Raw genomic sequence first — 17496 nt, 5'->3', positions numbered from 1 at the left:
GGTGACGCAAGGGGGCCGTGGCAAACGGGGGTTGGACTGTCGGCTCCGGCCCATGGACTCTTGTGCCGGAAGGGGCCCGAGGGCCTCAGGGGCGGGTGGCGCGCTCCAGCTCCAGGAGGATGGAGTGGTACGGGCGGCCCGTGGAGTGCTCCATGCCGACCTCGCACATGCGGTTCGCGGAGAGGTACCTCTCGTACGTCCGCTCCGCGACCTCCGCGGCCTCACGCGCGCTCGCCGACTCGGTCAGCTCCTTGTGCAGCATCCCCCGGTCCCCGGCGAACGCGCAGCACCGTACGTCGTCGGGCACCACCACCTCGTCGGCACAGGCCTCGGCCACCTCGCGCAACTGCTCCACATCACCCAGGTGCTGCATGGAGCAGGTGGGGTGCAGCACGGCGGAGGCGGACCTGCGGAGCACGGTCAGCCCGGGCAGCAGCTCCTCGGCCGCCCACACGATCGAGTCGACGATCCGCAGCTCGGCGTGCAGCTCCCGGTTGTCGTCGGTGAGATACGGGACGACCTCGTGCGCGATGCCGAGGGTGCAGGACGAGGCGTCGACCACCAGCGGGAGAGCGCCGCCCCCGGTCCAGCCCCAGGCCGACTCGACGATGCGGTTGGCCATGACGCGGTTGCCCGCCTCGTAGCCCTTGGAGTGCCAGATGGTGGCGCAGCAGGTGCCGGTGAGGTCGCCGGGGATCCAGACCGATTTGGCCGCGCGGGCGGAGACGGCGACCACTGCTTCGGGGAGGGACGGTGCGTGGTGGCCCTCGGGCTCGCCGAAGATGCGGTTGACGCAGGCCGGGTAGTAGACGGCGGCGGCGTCCTTGCGCGAGGTGCGGGGGAGGGCGCGGGCCGCCGCGCCCGGGATCTCTGGCAGCCACTCCGGGACCAGATCGGGCCGGATCGCCTTGCGGGCCAGGCCCGTTACCGAGGTCAGCAGGCGATCGCTGATCCGGTCGGCGGCGGCCACGGCGAGACGTGCCGAGATCTCGACCGCATGGAAGTTCTTGGCGGTCAGCGCGGCGATGCGCTCCTCGCGGGGGGAGTGCCTCCGGTGCCGGAAGTCCTTCATCAGGGCGCCGGTGTCGATGCCGACCGGGCAGGCGATCTTGCAGGTGGAGTCGCCCGCGCAGGTGTCGACCGCGTCGTACCCGTACGACTGGAGAAGGTTCTCGCCCACCAGCGAGCCGGACGGCTGGCGCATCATCTCGCGGCGCAGCACGATGCGCTGGCGGGGGGTGGTGGTCAGGTCACCGCTGGGGCAGGTCGGTTCGCAGAAGCCGCACTCGATGCACGGGTCGGCCTCGGCCTCGACGCGCGGGATGGTCTTGAGGCCGTGCAGATGGGCCTCGGGGTCGCGGTTGAGGACGATGCGCGGGGCCAGCACTCCGTCGGGGTCGATGAGTTCCTTCGTCCGCCACATCAAGTCGGTGGCCTGCGGGCCCCACTCCAGCTCCAGGAACGGGGTGATGTTGCGCCCGGTGGCGTGCTCGGCCTTGAGCGAGCCGTCGAAGCGCTCGACGGTCATCCGGCAGAAGTCGTCCATGAAGGCCGCGTAACGCCGTACGTCGTCGGGCTCGGCCGCGTCGAAGGCCAGCAGAAAGTGCAGATTGCCGTGGGCGGCGTGCCCGGCGACGGCGGCGTCGAAGCCGTGCTTCTCCTGGAGCGCCAGCAGCGCCTCGCAGGCCTCGGCCAGCCGGGAGGGGGGTACGGCGAAGTCCTCGGTGATCAGCGTGGTTCCGGAGGGACGGGCTCCGCCGACGGCGGTGACGAAGGCCTTGCGGGCCTTCCAGTAACCGCCGATGGTCCTGGCGTCGCGGGTGAACTCATTGGTCACCGAACCGACGGGGGCGACCAGTTCGAGCTTTTCGAGGGTGGCCGCCGCGGCCCGCTCGAACTCCTCCTGCCCGGCCTCGTCGGGGGCGCGGAACTCCACCAGCAGGGCGGTGGTCTCCTTGGGGAGCTCCGCCCAGTCCTGCGGTACGCCCGCGACGCTGACCGAGGCGCGCAGCGTGTTGCCGTCCATCAGCTCCACGGCGAGGGCGCCCGCCTTGTTGAAGAGGGGCACGGCCGCCGCGGCGGCGGAGAGAGTGGGGAAGAAGAGCAGTGCGGAGGAGAGCCTGCGGTCCAGCGGGAGGGTGTCGAAGACGGTCTCCGCGATGAAGCCGAAGGTGCCTTGCGAGCCGACCATCAGACCGCGCAGGATCTCCGTGGGGGTGGAGCCGTCGAGGAAGGCGTCCAGCCGGTAGCCGTTGGTGTTCTTGATCTCGTACTTCGCACGGATGCGCCGGACCAGGGCGGCATCCCCCTCGATCTCGGCCTTGAGCGCCAGCAGGCCCTCGCAGAGCCGGGGTTCCGCGTGCCGGAGTTCCTCGTCGGCGCGCGGGTCGGCGGTGTCGACGACGGTGCCGGTCGGCAGCACGAAGGTGAGGGAGGCCAGGGTGCGGTAGCTGTTGCGCGTGGTGCCCGCGGCCATCCCCGAGGCGTTGTTGGCGACCACTCCGCCGAGGGTGCAGGCGATGGCGCTCGCCGGGTCGGGGCCCAGCACCCGGCCGAACCGGGCGAGCGAGGCATTGGCGCGGACCACGGTGGTACCCGGCTGGATACGGGCGCGGGCGCCGCCGTCCAGCACTTCGACGCCCGACCAGTGGCGGCGGACGTCCACCAGGATGTCCTCGCCCTGGGCCTGGCCGTTCAGGGAAGTGCCGGCGGCCCGGAAGACCACTTCGCGGCCCTTGCCGTGGGCGTAGGAAAGGATGGCGGAGATGTCGTCGATGTCTTCGGCCACCACCACGACCTGCGGCACGAACCGGTACGGGCTGGCGTCCGCCGCGTACCGCACCAGGTCGGAGATCTTCCACAGGACCTTCTCCGCGCCGAGCACCGCCGTCAGCTCGCGGCGCAGCGGCTCCGGGGTGCCGGCCGCGAGGGCGGCGGGCACCCGGTCGAAGGCGGGCTCGGCCGCCGGGTCCTGCGGGGCGGGCGGACGCAGGGCCCCCGGCTTCGGCTCCAGAAGCGGCATGACGGGGATCCTCTCGCAGTCGCGGCCGAGGCCCTTGGTGAGGGGCCGATCAGGCGGCGGGCTCGGCGGGCGGTCGGCTCAGCAGGGGTGGGTACCCCCGTCGACCAGGGTGGACAGCAGGCCGCCCAGGACCTTGCGGTCCGCGGCGGTCAATGGAGCCAGGATGTCCTCTGCGGCGTCGCGGCGCGCGTTGCGCAACGCGCGCAGGGTGGTGCGGCCCTCGTCGGTGAGTTCGATCCGGATCACCCGGCGGTTCGCCGGATCGGGTACGCGGCGGACCCGGCCCTGCTCCTCCAGGGCATCCACCAGGGTGGTCACGGCACGCGGCACGACCTCCAGGCCGTGCGCCAGATCGGCCATCCGGGGCGGCGGGCCGTCGTTCAGCGAGAAGCGGGAGAGCACCCGCAGCAGCCTGGCCTGGCCCGGGGTGATGCCGATGGGCTCCATCTGGCGCTTCTGGCTGCGGTGCAGGCGGCGGGTGAGCCGCAGCAGCTGCTCGGCCAGCATGCCGTCGGCGGTGTCCGAATCCGGAGTGTTGCTCATACCGGGAACAATAACAGGACCTTGTGCATTGTGAGTATAGGTAACAATGAACTAAACTCTGGAAGCCCCGCTTCCCTCACACCTCCCGAAGGAGCCCATGCGCCCCGAAGAGAATTCATGGACACCCCCGGCCGGTGAGCCGGGCGCCAAGCAGCCGCCCGCCGAGGTGCGCCGCATCCTGAGGCTGTTCCGCCCCTACCGGGGACGGCTCACGGTCGTGGTGCTGCTGGTCGGCGCCTCCTCGCTGGTCGGCGTCGCCTCGCCGTTCCTGCTCCGCGAGATCCTGGATGTCGCGATCCCGCAGGGCCGCACCGGGCTGCTCACGCTGCTCGCCGCCGGCATGATCGTCACGGCCGTCGTCACCAGCGTCTTCGGTGTCCTCCAGACCCTGATATCCACCACGGTCGGCCAACGCGTCATGCACGACCTGCGCACAGCCGTCTACACCCAGCTCCAGCGGATGCCGCTGGCCTTCTTCACCAGGACCCGCACCGGCGAGGTGCAGTCGCGCATAGCCAATGACATCGGTGGCATGCAGGCCACCGTCACCTCCACGGCCACCTCCCTGGTCTCCAACCTCACCGCCGTGGTCGCCACGGTCGTCGCGATGCTCGCGCTCGACTGGCGGCTCACCCTGGTCTCGCTGCTCCTGCTGCCGGTCTTCGTGTGGATCAGCCGCAAGGTCGGCCGTGAGCGCAAGAGGATCACCACCAAGCGTCAGAAGCAGATGGCCGCCATGTCGGCCACGGTCACCGAGTCGCTGTCCGTCAGCGGCATCCTGCTGGGCCGCACGATGGGGCGCTCCGACTCCCTCACCAAGAACTTCACCGAGGAGTCCGAGCGTCTGGTCGACCTGGAAATCCGGTCCAACATGGCCGGCCGCTGGCGGATGTCGACCATCGGCATCGTGATGGCCGCCATGCCCGCCGTCATCTACTGGGTCGCGGGCCTGACCATGAACGCCGGGGCGCCGGTGGTCTCCCTCGGTACGCTCGTCGCCTTCGTCTCGCTCCAGCAGGGCCTGCTGCGCCCCGCCGTCAGCCTGCTGTCGACCGGTGTCCAGATGCAGACCTCGCTCGCCCTTTTCCAGCGGATCTTCGAGTACCTCGACCTGCCGGTGGACATCACCGAGCCCGACGAGCCGGTCCGCCTCACCACCCCCAAGGGCGAGGTCCGCTTCGAGAACGTCGACTTCGCGTACGACGAGAAGTCGGGCCCCACGCTGCGCGGCATCGACCTCACCGTCCCCGCGGGCGGCAGCCTGGCCGTGGTCGGCCCCACCGGATCCGGCAAGAGCACCCTGAGCTATCTGGTCCCCAGGCTGTACGACGTCACCGGCGGCCGGGTCACCCTCGACGGCACCGACGTCCGCGACCTGGACTTCGACTCCCTCGCCCGCACGGTCGGCGTGGTCTCCCAGGAGAGCTATCTCTTCCACGCCTCCGTGGCCGACAACCTGCGCTTCGCCAAGCCCGACGCCACCGACGACGAGCTGCGCGCCGCGGCAGAAGCCGCCCAGATCCACGACCACATCGCCTCACTGCCCGACGGCTACGGCACCCTCGTCGGCGAACGCGGATACCGCTTCTCCGGCGGCGAGAAGCAGCGCCTGGCGCTGGCCCGCACCATCCTGCGCGACCCGCCCGTCCTCATTCTCGACGAGGCCACCAGTGCCCTGGACACCCGTACCGAGCACGCGGTGCAGCAGGCCATCGACTCCCTCTCGGCGGGCCGCACCACGATCACCATCGCGCACCGGCTCTCCACCGTGCGCGACGCGGACCAGATCGTGGTACTGGACGGCGGGCGAATAACCGAACGCGGCAGCCATGAGGAACTGCTCGCCCTGGACGGCCGCTATGCCGGCCTGGTGCGCAGGGACGCCCGGTTGGCGCCGATCGCACCCTGAGGGGCGCGTCCGCTGCGGTGTGTTCCTGCTCCGGCGTGCTCTCGCCCCGCCGTGTTCCTGTCCCGTACATGCGGCGACGCCGCCCCTCCCCTGGGACGGGGAAGAAGCGGCGCCGCGGCAGGACCTCGCTCGGTCAGACCAGCCAGCCCAGGAAGTGGGCGAAGCCGGCGAGGAAGTCGGTGATGACGTTCATGATCTGTGGTTCTCCTTGTGGTGGTGCATGTGTGGGACTGGCGCCAACACGGTCTGCAGCCCGTCGCTTGCGCACCGTAAGCATCGTGCGTCACAGGGGAGTTGGGCAATGAAAAGCGGCTGGATCACGCGTTCCAGCGAACACCCGATCCCCTGTTCGTACGTTCGCGGCGCTGTGATCATCGTCTCCGGTTCACCGTGCCCGGGGCTACCGGCGGTTAGCGTTCCGGTATGGAGTTCGAGTCTTCGGAGTCATCGTCCCCGCCGGTGCGACGCAGGTCCCGGCGTCGCCGGCTTGTGCTGTCGGTGTCCACCCTGGTCGCTCTCGCCCTGCTGGGCGCGGGAGTGGTGTTCGTCCTGTTCCAGCAGAAGGAGCGGCGCGGCCAGGCCACGGCCCTGACCGTTCCCGAGGGCCGGCGTTCCTCGCAGGTGTACGCGGCGGTCGACAAGGCGGTGGGGGCGGCGCCCGGCACCGCGAAAAAGGCCGCCGGTACGACGGAACTGGCGCTGCCCGCCGCGGCGAAGGGCAACCCGGAGGGGTTCCTCTTTCCGGCGACGTACCCCGTGAAGGACGACACCACTGCGGCGAGTCTGCTCACCTACATGGTCAGGACGGCGAACGAGCGGTACGGCACCGGCCCTCAGGTGCACCGCGAAGTCGTGATCGCGAGCATCGTGCAGGCGGAGGCGGACACGGCGAGCGACATGGGCAAGGTGGCCCGGGTGATTCAGAACCGGATGGAGCGCGGCATGCCGCTCCAGATGGACTCCACGCTCAACTACGCGATGAATCGCAGCACTTTGGACACGACCCACGAGGACACCCGGATCGACAGCCCGTACAACACCTACGAGCGGAAGGGGCTGCCGCCGACGCCGATCGGCAATCCGGGGATGGACGCGCTGCGGGCGACGCGCAGTCCGACGCCGGGCAACTGGCTGTACTTCGTGACGGTGAAGCCGGGGGACACGAGGTTCACGGACGACTATGAGGTACAGAAGCGGAATGTGGCGGAGTTCAACGAGGTGAGGAGGGGGGAGGGGGGCTGAGGGGCAGGGGGAGGCGCGTACGGGCGCCGTCTCGGGCGGCCGGGAGGCGGGGGTTCAGGCGGGAGGCGGGGGTTCAGGCGGGGGGTGCGGTGAGGGCGGCGGCACCGGTTTTCGTCGGCCGGGCGAGGTATCCCCGGATCTCCCGGACTGCCGCCCGGCCCGCCCGGTTCGCACCGATCGTGCTCGCCGAAGGGCCGTACCCCACCAGATGGATCCGCTCGTCCCGGGCCACCCGGGTCCCCTCCAGTCGGATTCCGCCGCCAGGCTCGCGCAGGCGGAGCGGCGCCAGGTGTTCGACGGAGGGACGGAATCCGGTCGCCCAGAGAATCACGTCGGCCTCGACGGAGCGGCCGTCGTCCCAGGAGACGCCGCTCTCCGTGATCCGGTCGAACATCGGCAGCCGGTCCAGTACCCCGCTCTCCCGCGCCGACCGGATCGCCTCGTTGACCGGGAGTGCCGTCACCGAGACCACGCTCTCCGGCGGCAGCCCACGGCGTACCCGTTCCTCGACCCGGGCGACCGCCGCCCGCCCCCACTCCTCGTTGAACTCGCCCTCGCGGAAGACCGGCGGGCGACGCGTCACCCAGGTGGTGGCCGCGGCCACCGGGGCGATCTCCATCAGGTGTTGGGTCCCGGAGGCCCCACCGCCCACCACCACGACCCGCTGACCCGCGAAATCAGAAGGCCCGGGGTAGTTCGCGGTGTGCAGCTGGCGGCCGCGGAAGGTGTCCTGGCCGGGGTAGCGGGGCCAGAACGGGCGGTCCCAGGTGCCGGTGGCGCTGATCAGCGCCCGCGCCGCCCAGACCCCTTCGGAGGTCTCGACCCGCAGGCGCCCGCCCTCGCCCTCGCGGACGGCGGTCACGTGCACCGGCCGGTGCACCCGCAGGTCGAAGGTCTCCTCGTAGGAGGTGAAGTACTCGCCGATGACCTCCGACGACGGCCGGGCTTCGTCTGCCCCGGTGAGCTCCATCCCGGGCAGCGCGTGCATCCCGTGCACTTTCCCGTACGTCAGCGAGGGCCAGCGGAACTGCCAGGCGCCACCCGGCCGCGGGGCGTGGTCGAGCACGACGAAGTCGCGGTCGGGTATCAGCCCTGACCTGCGCAGATGGTGGGCGGCGGACAGTCCGGCCTGCCCCGCACCGATCACGACGACGTCCACGTCCCGCACCCCGAAGTTGTTCATGTTTCTACTAACAGGGTGCGGGGCGTGGATCTTCCCGGTCGGTGAGCGGTGCGGTGAGCAGTACGGAGGAAGTCCTCGTCCGTGGGAGGTCGGGTACGGTCCCGGCTACGTCACGAGCCCCCTGCTCACCAGCTCCGGCCGCACCCCCTCCCCGAACCAGTACGCCTCCTCCAGATGCGGATAGCCGGACAGGACGAAGTGCTCGATGCCCAGCGCGTGGTACTCCTCGATCCGGTCGGCCACGTCCGCGTGGCTGCCGACCAGTGCGGTGCCGGCCCCGCCCCGTACCAGACCGACCCCTGCCCAGAGGTTCGGTGAGATCTCCAGGTCGTCGCGGGAGCCGCCGTGCAGGGCCAGCATCCGCTGCTGTCCCACGGACTCGCTCTTGCCGAGCGCCTCCTGGGCGGCGGTGACGGTCTCGGGGCTCAGATCGTCGAGCAGCCGGTCCGCCGTGGCCCAGGCCTCCCGCGCGGAGTCCCGCGAGATGGTGTGCAGCCGGATGCCGAACCGGACGGTCCGGCCGCGCTCGGCCGCCAGCTCCCGTATCCAGTCGATCTTCTGCTTCACCTGCGCGGGCGGCTCACCCCAGGTCAGATATACATCCGCGTGGTCGGCGGCCACCGGGCCGGCAGCCGGGGACGAACCGCCGAAGAAGATCTCCGGCACCGGGTCCGGCGGCAGCGCGGTCAGCCCGCCCTCGATCCGGTAGTGCTCCCCGTCGAAGTCGTACGGCTTTCCGCCCCACGCCCCGCGCACCACCGACAGGAACTCCGAGGTCCGCGCGTAGCGGCGGTCGTGGTCCAGATGGTCGCCGAAGCGGCGCTGTTCGACCGAGTCGCCGCCGGTCACGACGTTCAGCAGCAGCCGTCCCCGAGTGATCCGCTGGTACGTCGCCGCCATGTGCGCGGCCAGCGTCGGCGAGATCACCCCCGGCCGAAACGCCACCAGGAACTTCAGCCGCTCCGTGTGCTGGGCCAGCGCCACCGTCGTCAGCCAGGCGTCCTCGCACCAGGTCCCGGTCGGTGTCAGTACCGCCTCGAAGCCCAACTGCTCGGCCGCCTTGGCGATCTGGATCAGATAGTCGATGTCGGGCGGCCGCACCCCGCCCACCGGGGCGATCCGTGACCGGCTGATCCCGCCGTCCGTATAGGCGTGCCGGTCGACCAGGGTGCGCCCGTCGCCGCCGGTGGGCAGGAACCAGTGCAGATGGACGCTCATCAGGAGGACGCCTTTCCGTAGGAGAGGGGGGCGGTGGTGGAGGCGGGGCGCGATCCGTTGAACCGCTTGTCGACGAAGTCCCCGAAGGCGAACTTGCGCGGAATCAGCCTGAGTTCGGCGAAGGTGTCGGCGATCTTCTGCTCGGAGGCGATCGCCGCGTCGTCGAGCGCCACCGGCACCCGCGTCCCGTACGAGCGCTTCACCGCGTCCAGCGCCACCTCGTAGGGAAGCCCGGTCTCCTTCGACCAGACCTTCGCCCACTCCTCGGGATGCTTGAACACCCAGGCCTGTGCCCGCTCCAGTCGAGTGAGGTAGTCCCCGATGGCCTGCGACTTCTCCTTGTCCTTCAGTGCGGCGGGTGAAGCCACCTGGAAAGCGAGGCCATTGGTGAGTCCCTGACCGGTCGTCAGTACGCGGGTGCCGGGGGTGCGCAGCACCTGGGCGGTGTACGGGTCCCAGATCGCCCACGCGTCGACCTTGCCGCGGTTGAACGCGGCCAGTGCGTCCGCCGGCTGCAACAGCTTCAGCTGTACGTCGTCGACGCCGAGCCCGGCCTTCTTGAGCGAGGCGATCAACTGGTAGTGGGCGGAGCTGCCCTGGGCGACCGCGACCGCCTTGCCCTTGAGGTCGGCAGGTGACTTCAGTGGCGAATCCTTCGGTACGACGATGGCCTCGCCCGCAGAGGAACCGTGCGACGCGCCCACGACGGTGATCTTCGAGTTCGACCCGGCGGCGAACACGGGCGGGGTGTTGCCGACCCCGCCCACATCCACCGCCTTCGCGTTGACCGCTTCGAGAAGGGGCGGTCCGGAGGTGAACGTCGACCACTTGATCTTGTACTTGAGTCCCTTGAGCTCACCGGCGGCGCGCAGGATCGCCTCCGAACCACCCTTCTGATCGCCGACGTTGAGGGTGAGCGAGCCGGACCCGTCGACCCCGCCGGAGGTGTCGGCGGAGGAGGCGCCGCCGCAGCCGGTCAGCAACAGGGAAGTCAGGGGGAGCAGGAGGGCGGCGGACAGGAGGGGCCGTTTCATGGCAGGTCCTTCTTGAGGGGAGTGGGCACGGGCGCTGGGTGGGAGGGGGGCAGGGGGCTGAGTGGGGGCGGGGATCAGGGGCTCTGAGCAGGGGAGTGGCTCAGGCCGCGTGCGGGGCGGGCTCCGCGGATTCGTCCACCCCGAGTTCGGTCAGCAGTCGCGACCGCAGCGCCCCGAACTCGGGGGTGCCCACCGTGCGCGGCCGCTCCAGGGCGACCTCGGTCTCGTACGCGATGACACCGTCGCGCATCACCAGCGCCCGGTCGGCGAGCAGTAGAGCCTCGTCCACGTCATGGGTGACCAGGAGTACCGCGCAGCCGCGCCGCTGCCACAGCTCGGCGACCAGCCGCTGTGCCTTGATCCGGGTCAGCGCGTCCAGTGCGCCGAACGGCTCGTCGAGTAGCAGCAGGTCCGGTTCGCGCACCAAAGCCCTTGCCAGGGAAGCGCGTTGAGCCTCGCCACCGGACAGTGTCTTGGGCCAGGCGGTGGACCGGTGCTCAAGGCCGACCTCCCTGAGTGCGGCTTCGGCGACCTCCCGGCCCGGATCCCCGGGCAGGCCGAGCAACACATTGCGCCACACCCGCTTCCACGGCATCAACCGGGGTGCCTGGAAGGCGACGGCCCGCCGCTTGGGTACGAGCACGGTCCCCTCGATCTCCCGGTCGAGCCCGGCGAGCACCCGCAGCAAGGTGGACTTCCCGCATCCGCTCCGACCCAGGAGTGCGGTGAACTCACCCGGCCGCAGGGTCAGTTCGAGATCGTCGATCACGGGCCGGCCGTCGAACGAGCGGGTGAGCCCCGCCACCCGTACCGCCGCGGCGGATCCGGCGGAGTCCCGGCTCACTGGCCGGTGAAGGTCGGTCGCCATTGCAGCAGCAGCCTTTCGAGGAGACGGACGACGGCATCGGCGATCAGGCCGAGGAATGCGTACACGACCAGGCAGACCACGATCACGTCGGTACGGAAGAACTCGCGGGCCTGGTTCATCAGGAACCCGATCCCGGCATCGGCGTTGATCGACTCGCCGAAGACCAGCGCCAGCCAGGCGGTGGCGAGGGAGTAGCGCAGCCCGGTCATGGCTCCCGGCAACGCCCCCGGCAGCACCACATGCCGTACCAGGCCCCAGCGGCCGAGCCCCAACGCCTCGCCCGCTTCGACGAGTTGGGCGTCCACTCCCCGGATTCCGGCGTACACATTCAGATACAGATGGAAGGCCACACCCAGCGCGATCAGCGCCACCTTCGGCGCCTCGCCGATCCCCAGCCAGATGATGAACAGCGGGATCAGCCCGACCCATGGCACGGTCCGCAGCATCTGCACACTCGCGTCGACCAGATCCTCGCCGAGCCGCGAGAGTCCGGACGCCAACGCCAGCGTCACCCCCACCACGACGCCCAGCACCAGCCCCACGGCGACGCGTTGGAGCGAGGTGAGCATCGCCCCCGGCAGGGTTCCGTCCGCTATCAGGTCCCCTCCGGCCCTGGCGATCGTGCCGGGCGAGGCGAGCACATCGGGAGGCAGGGCGCCGGTCGCGCTCAGCACCTGCCACAGCACGAGCAGCAGCAGCGGTCCGACGGTGCGCCGCAACCACCGGGGCACGGTGCCGAGCCACCCCCTGGACGTACTGCGCGGCTCGACGGGCTCCAGCTCGGGGCCCGGGGGCGCCGGTTCCTCACCTACCGACAAAGGCGAAATATCCGGTGGTGCATGACTGACGGTCATGGTGGGACTCCAGGGGAAGGTCAGAGGGAGGAGGAAGGCACGCGTGACTCAACGCCCGTACGCAAAGCAGCAGTTGAACTACTGCGTCACGACGGGAGGGAGTGCATGCCGCGCGAGAGGTGAAGCGGGCGGACCCGCGGCGGAACGGCACACAGCGGGAAGCCGGGAAGAGGGGGGTGTCAGCAGCCGCGTCGGCACGCGCGACACGCGGCCGAGGCCACCCGCAGCAGGTCGATGTGACCGCGCGTGGTGAGGTGAGCTGAACGCAACATGGCGCAGAACGTAGCGAGAGCGTCAGGACACGGTCAACAGTCGTCTCGTCATCCGGATGCCGAATCTCACCAGGCGGCCATTTGGGGGCCCTGTGCGGGAACATGGAAATATGGCCGACACATTCACCACCCGCGTCCTGAACATCACCACGGGCTCGACCGAGACCGTCACCGACCTCACGTCCGACTGCGAGAGCTTCCTCGCCGAAGCCGCCGACGGCCGCGACGGACTCCTCAACCTCTTCGTCCCGCACGCCACCGCGGGCGTCGCGGTGCTCGAAACCGGCGCCGGCAGCGACGACGACCTCCTCGCCGCCCTGCACACCCTGCTCCCCGCCGACGACCGCTGGCAGCACCGCCACGGCAGCCCCGGCCACGGCCGCGACCACGTACTCCCCGCCCTCGTTCCGCCGCATGCCACGCTGCCCGTCATCGACGGCCGCCTGGAGCTGGGCACCTGGCAGTCCGTCTGCCTGGTCGACACGAACGTCGACAACCCGGACCGGAAGGTGCGGCTGAGCTTCCTGGGCTGACCAGGATCGTCCTGGGGGTGGCCGCCCAATCTCCTTACTCCGCGTGCAGAACGGGAGAAGGACTTGCGCGGTATGGACTCGAACGACATCGAGCTCCCTTATGACGGGTGCGGAAAGTGCCTGCTGGGAGGGCGGCGACTGTCCCGCATGAAGCTGGCCACCTCGTCCCTGAGCGGCAGCGGGACGACATGCTGACTGCCGCGGCGGCCGTCGGCGGCCACATCGTCGGCTGGGCCGACGACTGGGAGGTCTCCGGCGCCACGGACCCGATGACCCGCCCCAAACTGGGCCCGTGGCTCCGCGACGAGCGCGGCCCGTACGACGGCCTGGTCGCCGCAGCCGTCGATCGCCTCGGCCGCAACGTCGTCGACTCCCTGAACCACCCCCGCGTGCGCGGGGACCACGAAGGCACCCCGGTCATTACGCGCCTGATCTCGGGACCACCCCCGCGTGCGCGGGGACCACGGTCCAGGTCTCTCTCGGCGATATGCCAGGACAGGGACCACCCCCGCGTGCGCGGGGACCACTGGCTGTCGGATTCGGCCTGCCGCGCGCAGTGGGGACCACCCCCGCGTGCGCGGGGACCACAGCTGCTGAGCAGCGTATTTACAATCCGCGGTGGAGAGTTTTACTCACTTTCACGGAAGCCGACATTTCAAGCAAAAGGCCCTTATGGTCGCTGTCTGAGGGTGGGGGATCAACCGTTGCTCACTATGTTCTCCGAGTCTCGGTCAGGTGTCGGCAGGGCCAACAAGAAGTTGGCCGATTCGGACACGACGTCAACCAAGGCCTCCAGGGGGAACCTGTAGGGCCACCGTTAGCTGGTTACTGCTCTTCAGCCGCCTTCGAGATCCAACGTGCAGAGGAGGAACGGCTGAGATGGCGCCACTGTAGAGCAAAGGGAAGGCGGCGCCCGCAGGTGACGGACCCAGGCGCTTTTTAGGGACTTTCAGCCCTGTCAGAGGGACTTCCCAGGAACTTTCCGCCGTGCGGACGGGAAAGGCCGTGACAGTGCTGAAAGAAGAGAAACGCCGGGCCAGGGGCAGTGCGTCAGCACGCCGATGACGTTGGCCGCGAGCCGGCCCCGGGCCGTCTCCTTGCACTTGACCTTAATGGAGGCTCCCGTGCGGTGGGTTGCCTGAACGGAGTTTGGTGGACACCAACAAGGTCAACCCGCAGCGCCAGGTGCGGCTCACGTTTTTGGGATGAAGGCGCCCTGGCTCGGGATGAAAGAGGTGCCCTGGGACGACGGCGCCTCTGCTCGGAGCGAAGGCGCCCAGGGGCGAAGGCGCCGGGTGGCGCCCATTGCGCCGTACGGCCCCGCCCCACCGCTTGATCATCCCGCGACGGGGTAGCGAACCTGCATGGCCACCGACACCACCACCCCCAGCGCATACGTCCAGCCCGAGGTCGACGTCCCGGCACTGACCGGACTGCTCGACGGCGAGTACGCGGAGATCCGCGACCTCGTCCGCGCCAACCTCGCCAGGTACTCCTCGGTGCTGGAGGAGGCCGAGGAACTGGGGATCGACGCGTTCCGGGAGCGGGTGCGCGAGGTGGTGGTGGAGCTTGCGGCCACCGGGCAGACCGGGATGGGATTTCCGGCGAAGTACGGCGGTGGCGGTGACATCGGCGCCTCGGTCGCCGCGTTCGAGACGCTCGCTTTCGGGGATCTCTCGGTGCTGGTGAAGTCCGGGGTGCAGTTCGGGCTGTTCGGCGGGGCGATCCTGCAACTGGGGACCGAGGAGCACCACGCGAAGTACCTCCCGGACGTGATCACCGGGAAGCTGATGGGCTGCTTCGCGATGACCGAGACCGGGCACGGCTCGCACGTCCAGGCACTGGGCACGGTCGCGACGTACGACCCGAGGACCCAGGAGTTCGTCCTCACCACCCCCGACGACCAGGCCCGCAAGGATTACATCGGCAATGCGGCCCGGCACGGTCAACTCGCTGTGGTATTCGCCCAGTTGGAGGTCGGCGGGAAGCGTGAGGGGGTGCACGCCTTCGTCGTGCCGATCCGGGACGGTGACGAGGTGGCGCCCGGCGTGGGAATCGAGGACGACGGCCGCAAGATGGGCCTCAACGGGGTCGACAACGGCCGGATCCGGTTCGACCAGGTGCGGGTGGGGCGCAAGGCGCTGCTCAACCGGTTCGCCGACGTCACCCCCGAGGGCGTCTACGAGAGCTCCATCGAGAACCCCACCCGGCGCTTCTTCACCATGCTCGGCACCCTGGTCCAGGGACGTGTCTGCATCGGTGGCGCGGGCATCAACGCCGCCAAGGTCGCGCTGGCCATCGCGGTCGAGTACGCCAACCGGCGCCGCCAGTTCACCGCCGACTCCGACACCGAGGAACAGCTTCTCCTCGACTACGGACTGCACCAGCGCCGCCTGCTGCCCCTGCTCGCCCGAACCTACGCCCTCCACTTCGCCCAGGACCAGGCCCGCACCCAGCTCCACGAGGTCTTCTCCGGCATCACGGACGACGCGCACGCCCGCCGCCGCCTCGAAGCGCGGGCCGCCGGCACCAAGGCGCTCGGCACCTGGCACGCCACCCGTACCGTCCAGGAGTGCCGCGAGGCGTGCGGCGGCGCCGGCTATCTCGCCGTCAACCGGTTCGCCGCCCTCAAGGCCGACACCGACATCTTCACCACCTTCGAGGGCGACAACCACGTCCTGCTCCAGCTCGTCGCCAAGGGGCTGCTCACCGACTACGCCAGCGAGTTCGAGGACCTGGACCAGCTCGGCATGGTCCGCCAGGTCACCTCGATGGCCGTCGAGACGGTCATCGAGAAGACCTCCGTGCACAAGCTGCTGGAGCGGGTGCGCGACCTGCTGCCGGGCGGCGACGAGTGGGACCGCGAGGCCGGTCTGCTGGACCCGGAGTACCAGCTCGCCATGTTCCGCTTCCGCGAGGAGCACATGCTCGCCGGGGTGGCCCGCCGCCTCAAGCGCGGCATGGACGACAAGCGGCACCCCGGCGCGGTCTTCTCCCAGGTGCAGGACCATGTCATCGCGGTCGCCCGGGTCCATGTGGAGCGGCTGGTCCTGGAGGCCTTCATCGACGGGTGGCGGCAGCTTCCCGAGGGCGGCAACCGGGCCGCACTCGTGCTGCTCTGCGACCTGTTCGCGCTCTCCACCATCGAGGCGGACCGGGCCTGGTTCATGGAGCACGGCCGGCTGACCGTCCAGCGTTCCAAGGCGATCAGCCGCGAGGTGAACGACCTCTGCCGCAAGGTCAGGCCGCTCGCGGGCGACCTCGTGGATGCCTGGGCTATTCCGCGGGAGATGCTGCGGGCGACCGACTTGCTGGGGTGAGCGGGAGGCTCACAAGGGGCGCCGGTGCGGGCTCGGACCGCGCCAACAGGAGGCCGGTGAACACCGCGGTGGCCAAGGTGAGGGCGCCGGCCGCGACGAAGGCGCTGTTGAGGCCGGTCTCGAAGGAGGCACCGCCGGACTGCCGGGAGCGGACGACCGCGCCGAGTACCGCCACACCCAGCACCGCGCCGATCTGCCGGGTGGTGCTGCTGATGCCCGAGGCGAGGCCGCCCTCCTGGGAGCTGACCGCTTGAATGGCGGCTCCGGTCAGCGGGGACATGGTCAGGGCGAAGCCGATGCCGATGATCGCCAGCCGCCACCACACGTTCCCGTAGCCGGTGTCGGCGTGCACCGTACCGAGGGCCACCAGCCCCAGACCGGCCAGGGCCAGGCCGGCGGTGACCACCACACGGAAGCCGTGCCGGGCAGCGAGCCGGCCCGCGTACGGGCTGACGATCACCATGGCGAGGGTGGCCGGCAGGGTCTGCAGTCCGGCACGGAGGATCGAGCTGCCCTGGACGTACACGAAGAACTGCGAGAAGAAGAACGACGAGCCCATCAGTGCGAATCCCACCACGACCATGGCGGTGCTGGACACGGTGAACAGCCGCTGCCGGAACAGCCGCAGCGGCAGCATCGGAGCGGCCCGGCGCGCTTCGACGGCGACGAAGGCGGCGAGGAGGAGCACCCCGGCGGCGAAGCTGCCCAGGATCACCGGCGACGTCCAGCCGCGGGCCCCGCCCTCGATCAGCCCATAGGTCAGCGCCCCCACTCCCAGTACGGACAGCACCGTCCCCGGGATGTCGATCGCGGGGGCGCCCGGATTGCGGGACTCTTCGAGGCTGCGCAGACCGAGCACCAGAAGGACCAGGCCGATGGGCAGATTGACCACAAAGATCGCGGGCCAGCCGAAGGTCTCCGTCAGTACACCGCCGACCACCGGGCCCGCGGCCAGACCGATTCCGCTGAGTCCGGCCCACAGCCCGATCGCCTTGACGCGTTCCTGCGGCCGGGGATGGGCGGCGGCGAGCAGCGCCAGCGAGGCAGGGCTCAACGCCGCGGCCCCGATGCCCTGCAGCACCCGGCCCACCACCAGCCAGCCCACCGAGGGCGCGAGGCTGCACAGCACCGATGCGGCGGTGAACACCACCACGCCGGTCAGGAACACCCGCTTGCGGCCGAACCGGTCGGCGAAGATGCCGCCGGACAGCAGCAGCATGGCGACCAGCACTACATAGGCGTCGACGATCCATTGCAGACCGGTCAGCCCGGTGTGCAGCCGGTGCTGCATGTCGGGCAGGGCCGCTCCCACGATCGTGTTGTCGAGCAGGACCATGAACTGGCCCAGGCAGGTCACGGTGAGCAGCGCGGCCCGGTTCGACCGACTGCCTACGGCTGGTGCCGCATGCGATGCAGCCATGGGGATTCCTCTCGATCGTCGCTTGCGCCGGAGAACACCTGCCGGAGAACACCTGAGCAGCCCGAGCGCTCTAACGCA

Annotated in this window: 14 protein-coding genes; 4 read left to right on the top strand and 10 right to left on the bottom strand. The window is 70.1% G+C overall.

The window, feature by feature from the left end:
* Positions 1-85 precede the first annotated feature (85 nt).
* Positions 86-3022 carry an FAD-binding and (Fe-S)-binding domain-containing protein gene (locus tag ACIA73_RS18575; RefSeq protein ID WP_399439619.1) on the bottom strand — a complete coding sequence of 979 codons (2937 nt, stop codon included), beginning with the start codon at positions 3020-3022 and terminating at the stop codon, positions 86-88.
* 78 nt (positions 3023-3100) lie between these two features.
* Positions 3101-3565, bottom strand: coding sequence for a MarR family winged helix-turn-helix transcriptional regulator (locus tag ACIA73_RS18570; RefSeq protein WP_399439618.1), 465 nt, complete (start codon positions 3563-3565; stop codon positions 3101-3103).
* Positions 3566-3662: 97 nt separating this feature from the next.
* Between ACIA73_RS18570 and ACIA73_RS18565 the strand changes: the two genes are divergently transcribed.
* Together ACIA73_RS18565 and mltG are read left to right on the top strand one after the other, a co-directional pair.
* Positions 3663-5474: an ABC transporter ATP-binding protein gene (locus ACIA73_RS18565; protein ID WP_399439617.1), complete on the top strand. Its 1812-nt coding sequence runs from the start codon at positions 3663-3665 to the stop codon at positions 5472-5474.
* A gap of 423 nt (positions 5475-5897) precedes the next feature.
* Complete coding sequence (gene mltG / locus ACIA73_RS18560) at positions 5898-6716, top strand: endolytic transglycosylase MltG (protein ID WP_399439616.1); 819 nt, start codon at positions 5898-5900, stop codon at positions 6714-6716.
* Between the two features lie 73 nt (positions 6717-6789).
* On the opposite strand, the gene ACIA73_RS18555 is transcribed toward mltG, so the two are convergent.
* From ACIA73_RS18555 to ACIA73_RS18530, 6 genes are all read right to left on the bottom strand, one after another.
* The gene (locus ACIA73_RS18555) at positions 6790-7884 is read right to left on the bottom strand and encodes an NAD(P)-binding domain-containing protein (protein ID WP_399439799.1); all 1095 of its coding nucleotides are present in this window, start codon (positions 7882-7884) and stop codon (positions 6790-6792) included.
* A gap of 120 nt (positions 7885-8004) precedes the next feature.
* Positions 8005-9117, bottom strand: a complete 1113-nt coding sequence (locus ACIA73_RS18550; protein ID WP_399439615.1) for an LLM class flavin-dependent oxidoreductase — start codon at positions 9115-9117, stop codon at positions 8005-8007.
* Positions 9117-10151 (bottom strand): ABC transporter substrate-binding protein, encoded by a 1035-nt coding sequence (locus tag ACIA73_RS18545; protein WP_399439614.1) that lies wholly within the window; start codon positions 10149-10151, stop codon positions 9117-9119. The genes ACIA73_RS18550 and ACIA73_RS18545 overlap by 1 nt, the downstream gene beginning before the upstream one ends.
* A 100-nt stretch (positions 10152-10251) precedes the next feature.
* On the bottom strand, positions 10252-11019 hold the full coding sequence (locus tag ACIA73_RS18540; RefSeq protein WP_399439613.1) for an ABC transporter ATP-binding protein: 768 nt from the start codon (positions 11017-11019) through the stop codon (positions 10252-10254).
* A complete protein-coding gene (locus ACIA73_RS18535; RefSeq protein ID WP_399439612.1) occupies positions 10992-11873 on the bottom strand; it encodes an ABC transporter permease in 882 nt (293 codons plus the stop codon). The genes ACIA73_RS18540 and ACIA73_RS18535 overlap by 28 nt, the downstream gene beginning before the upstream one ends.
* 179 nt (positions 11874-12052) lie before the next feature.
* Positions 12053-12145 carry a putative leader peptide gene (locus ACIA73_RS18530; RefSeq protein ID WP_399439611.1) on the bottom strand — a complete coding sequence of 31 codons (93 nt, stop codon included), beginning with the start codon at positions 12143-12145 and terminating at the stop codon, positions 12053-12055.
* A gap of 110 nt (positions 12146-12255) precedes the next feature.
* On the opposite strand from ACIA73_RS18530, the gene ACIA73_RS18525 reads away from it, so the two are divergent.
* Positions 12256-12678, top strand: coding sequence for a YjbQ family protein (locus ACIA73_RS18525; protein ID WP_399439610.1), 423 nt, complete (start codon positions 12256-12258; stop codon positions 12676-12678).
* Between the two features lie 98 nt (positions 12679-12776).
* Here the strand turns inward: ACIA73_RS18525 and ACIA73_RS18520 are convergent, their stop codons facing one another.
* Positions 12777-13082, bottom strand: a complete 306-nt coding sequence (locus ACIA73_RS18520; RefSeq protein ID WP_399439808.1) for a hypothetical protein — start codon at positions 13080-13082, stop codon at positions 12777-12779.
* A gap of 960 nt (positions 13083-14042) precedes the next feature.
* On the opposite strand from ACIA73_RS18520, the gene ACIA73_RS18515 reads away from it, so the two are divergent.
* Positions 14043-15998 (top strand): acyl-CoA dehydrogenase, encoded by a 1956-nt coding sequence (locus tag ACIA73_RS18515; protein WP_399439609.1) that lies wholly within the window; start codon positions 14043-14045, stop codon positions 15996-15998.
* Here ACIA73_RS18515 and ACIA73_RS18510 read toward each other — a convergent pair.
* The gene (locus ACIA73_RS18510; protein ID WP_399439608.1) at positions 15955-17418 is read right to left on the bottom strand and encodes an MFS transporter; all 1464 of its coding nucleotides are present in this window, start codon (positions 17416-17418) and stop codon (positions 15955-15957) included. The genes ACIA73_RS18515 and ACIA73_RS18510 overlap by 44 nt on opposite strands.
* Positions 17419-17496 lie beyond the last annotated feature (78 nt).

Origin of the sequence: Streptomyces sp. NPDC051561, assembly GCF_044454195.1 — a bacterium.
Lineage (GTDB): Bacteria > Actinomycetota > Actinomycetes > Streptomycetales > Streptomycetaceae > Streptomyces.
Note: the sequence above shows the minus strand (reverse complement) of the source record. Positions and strands in the feature narration are given on the sequence as shown.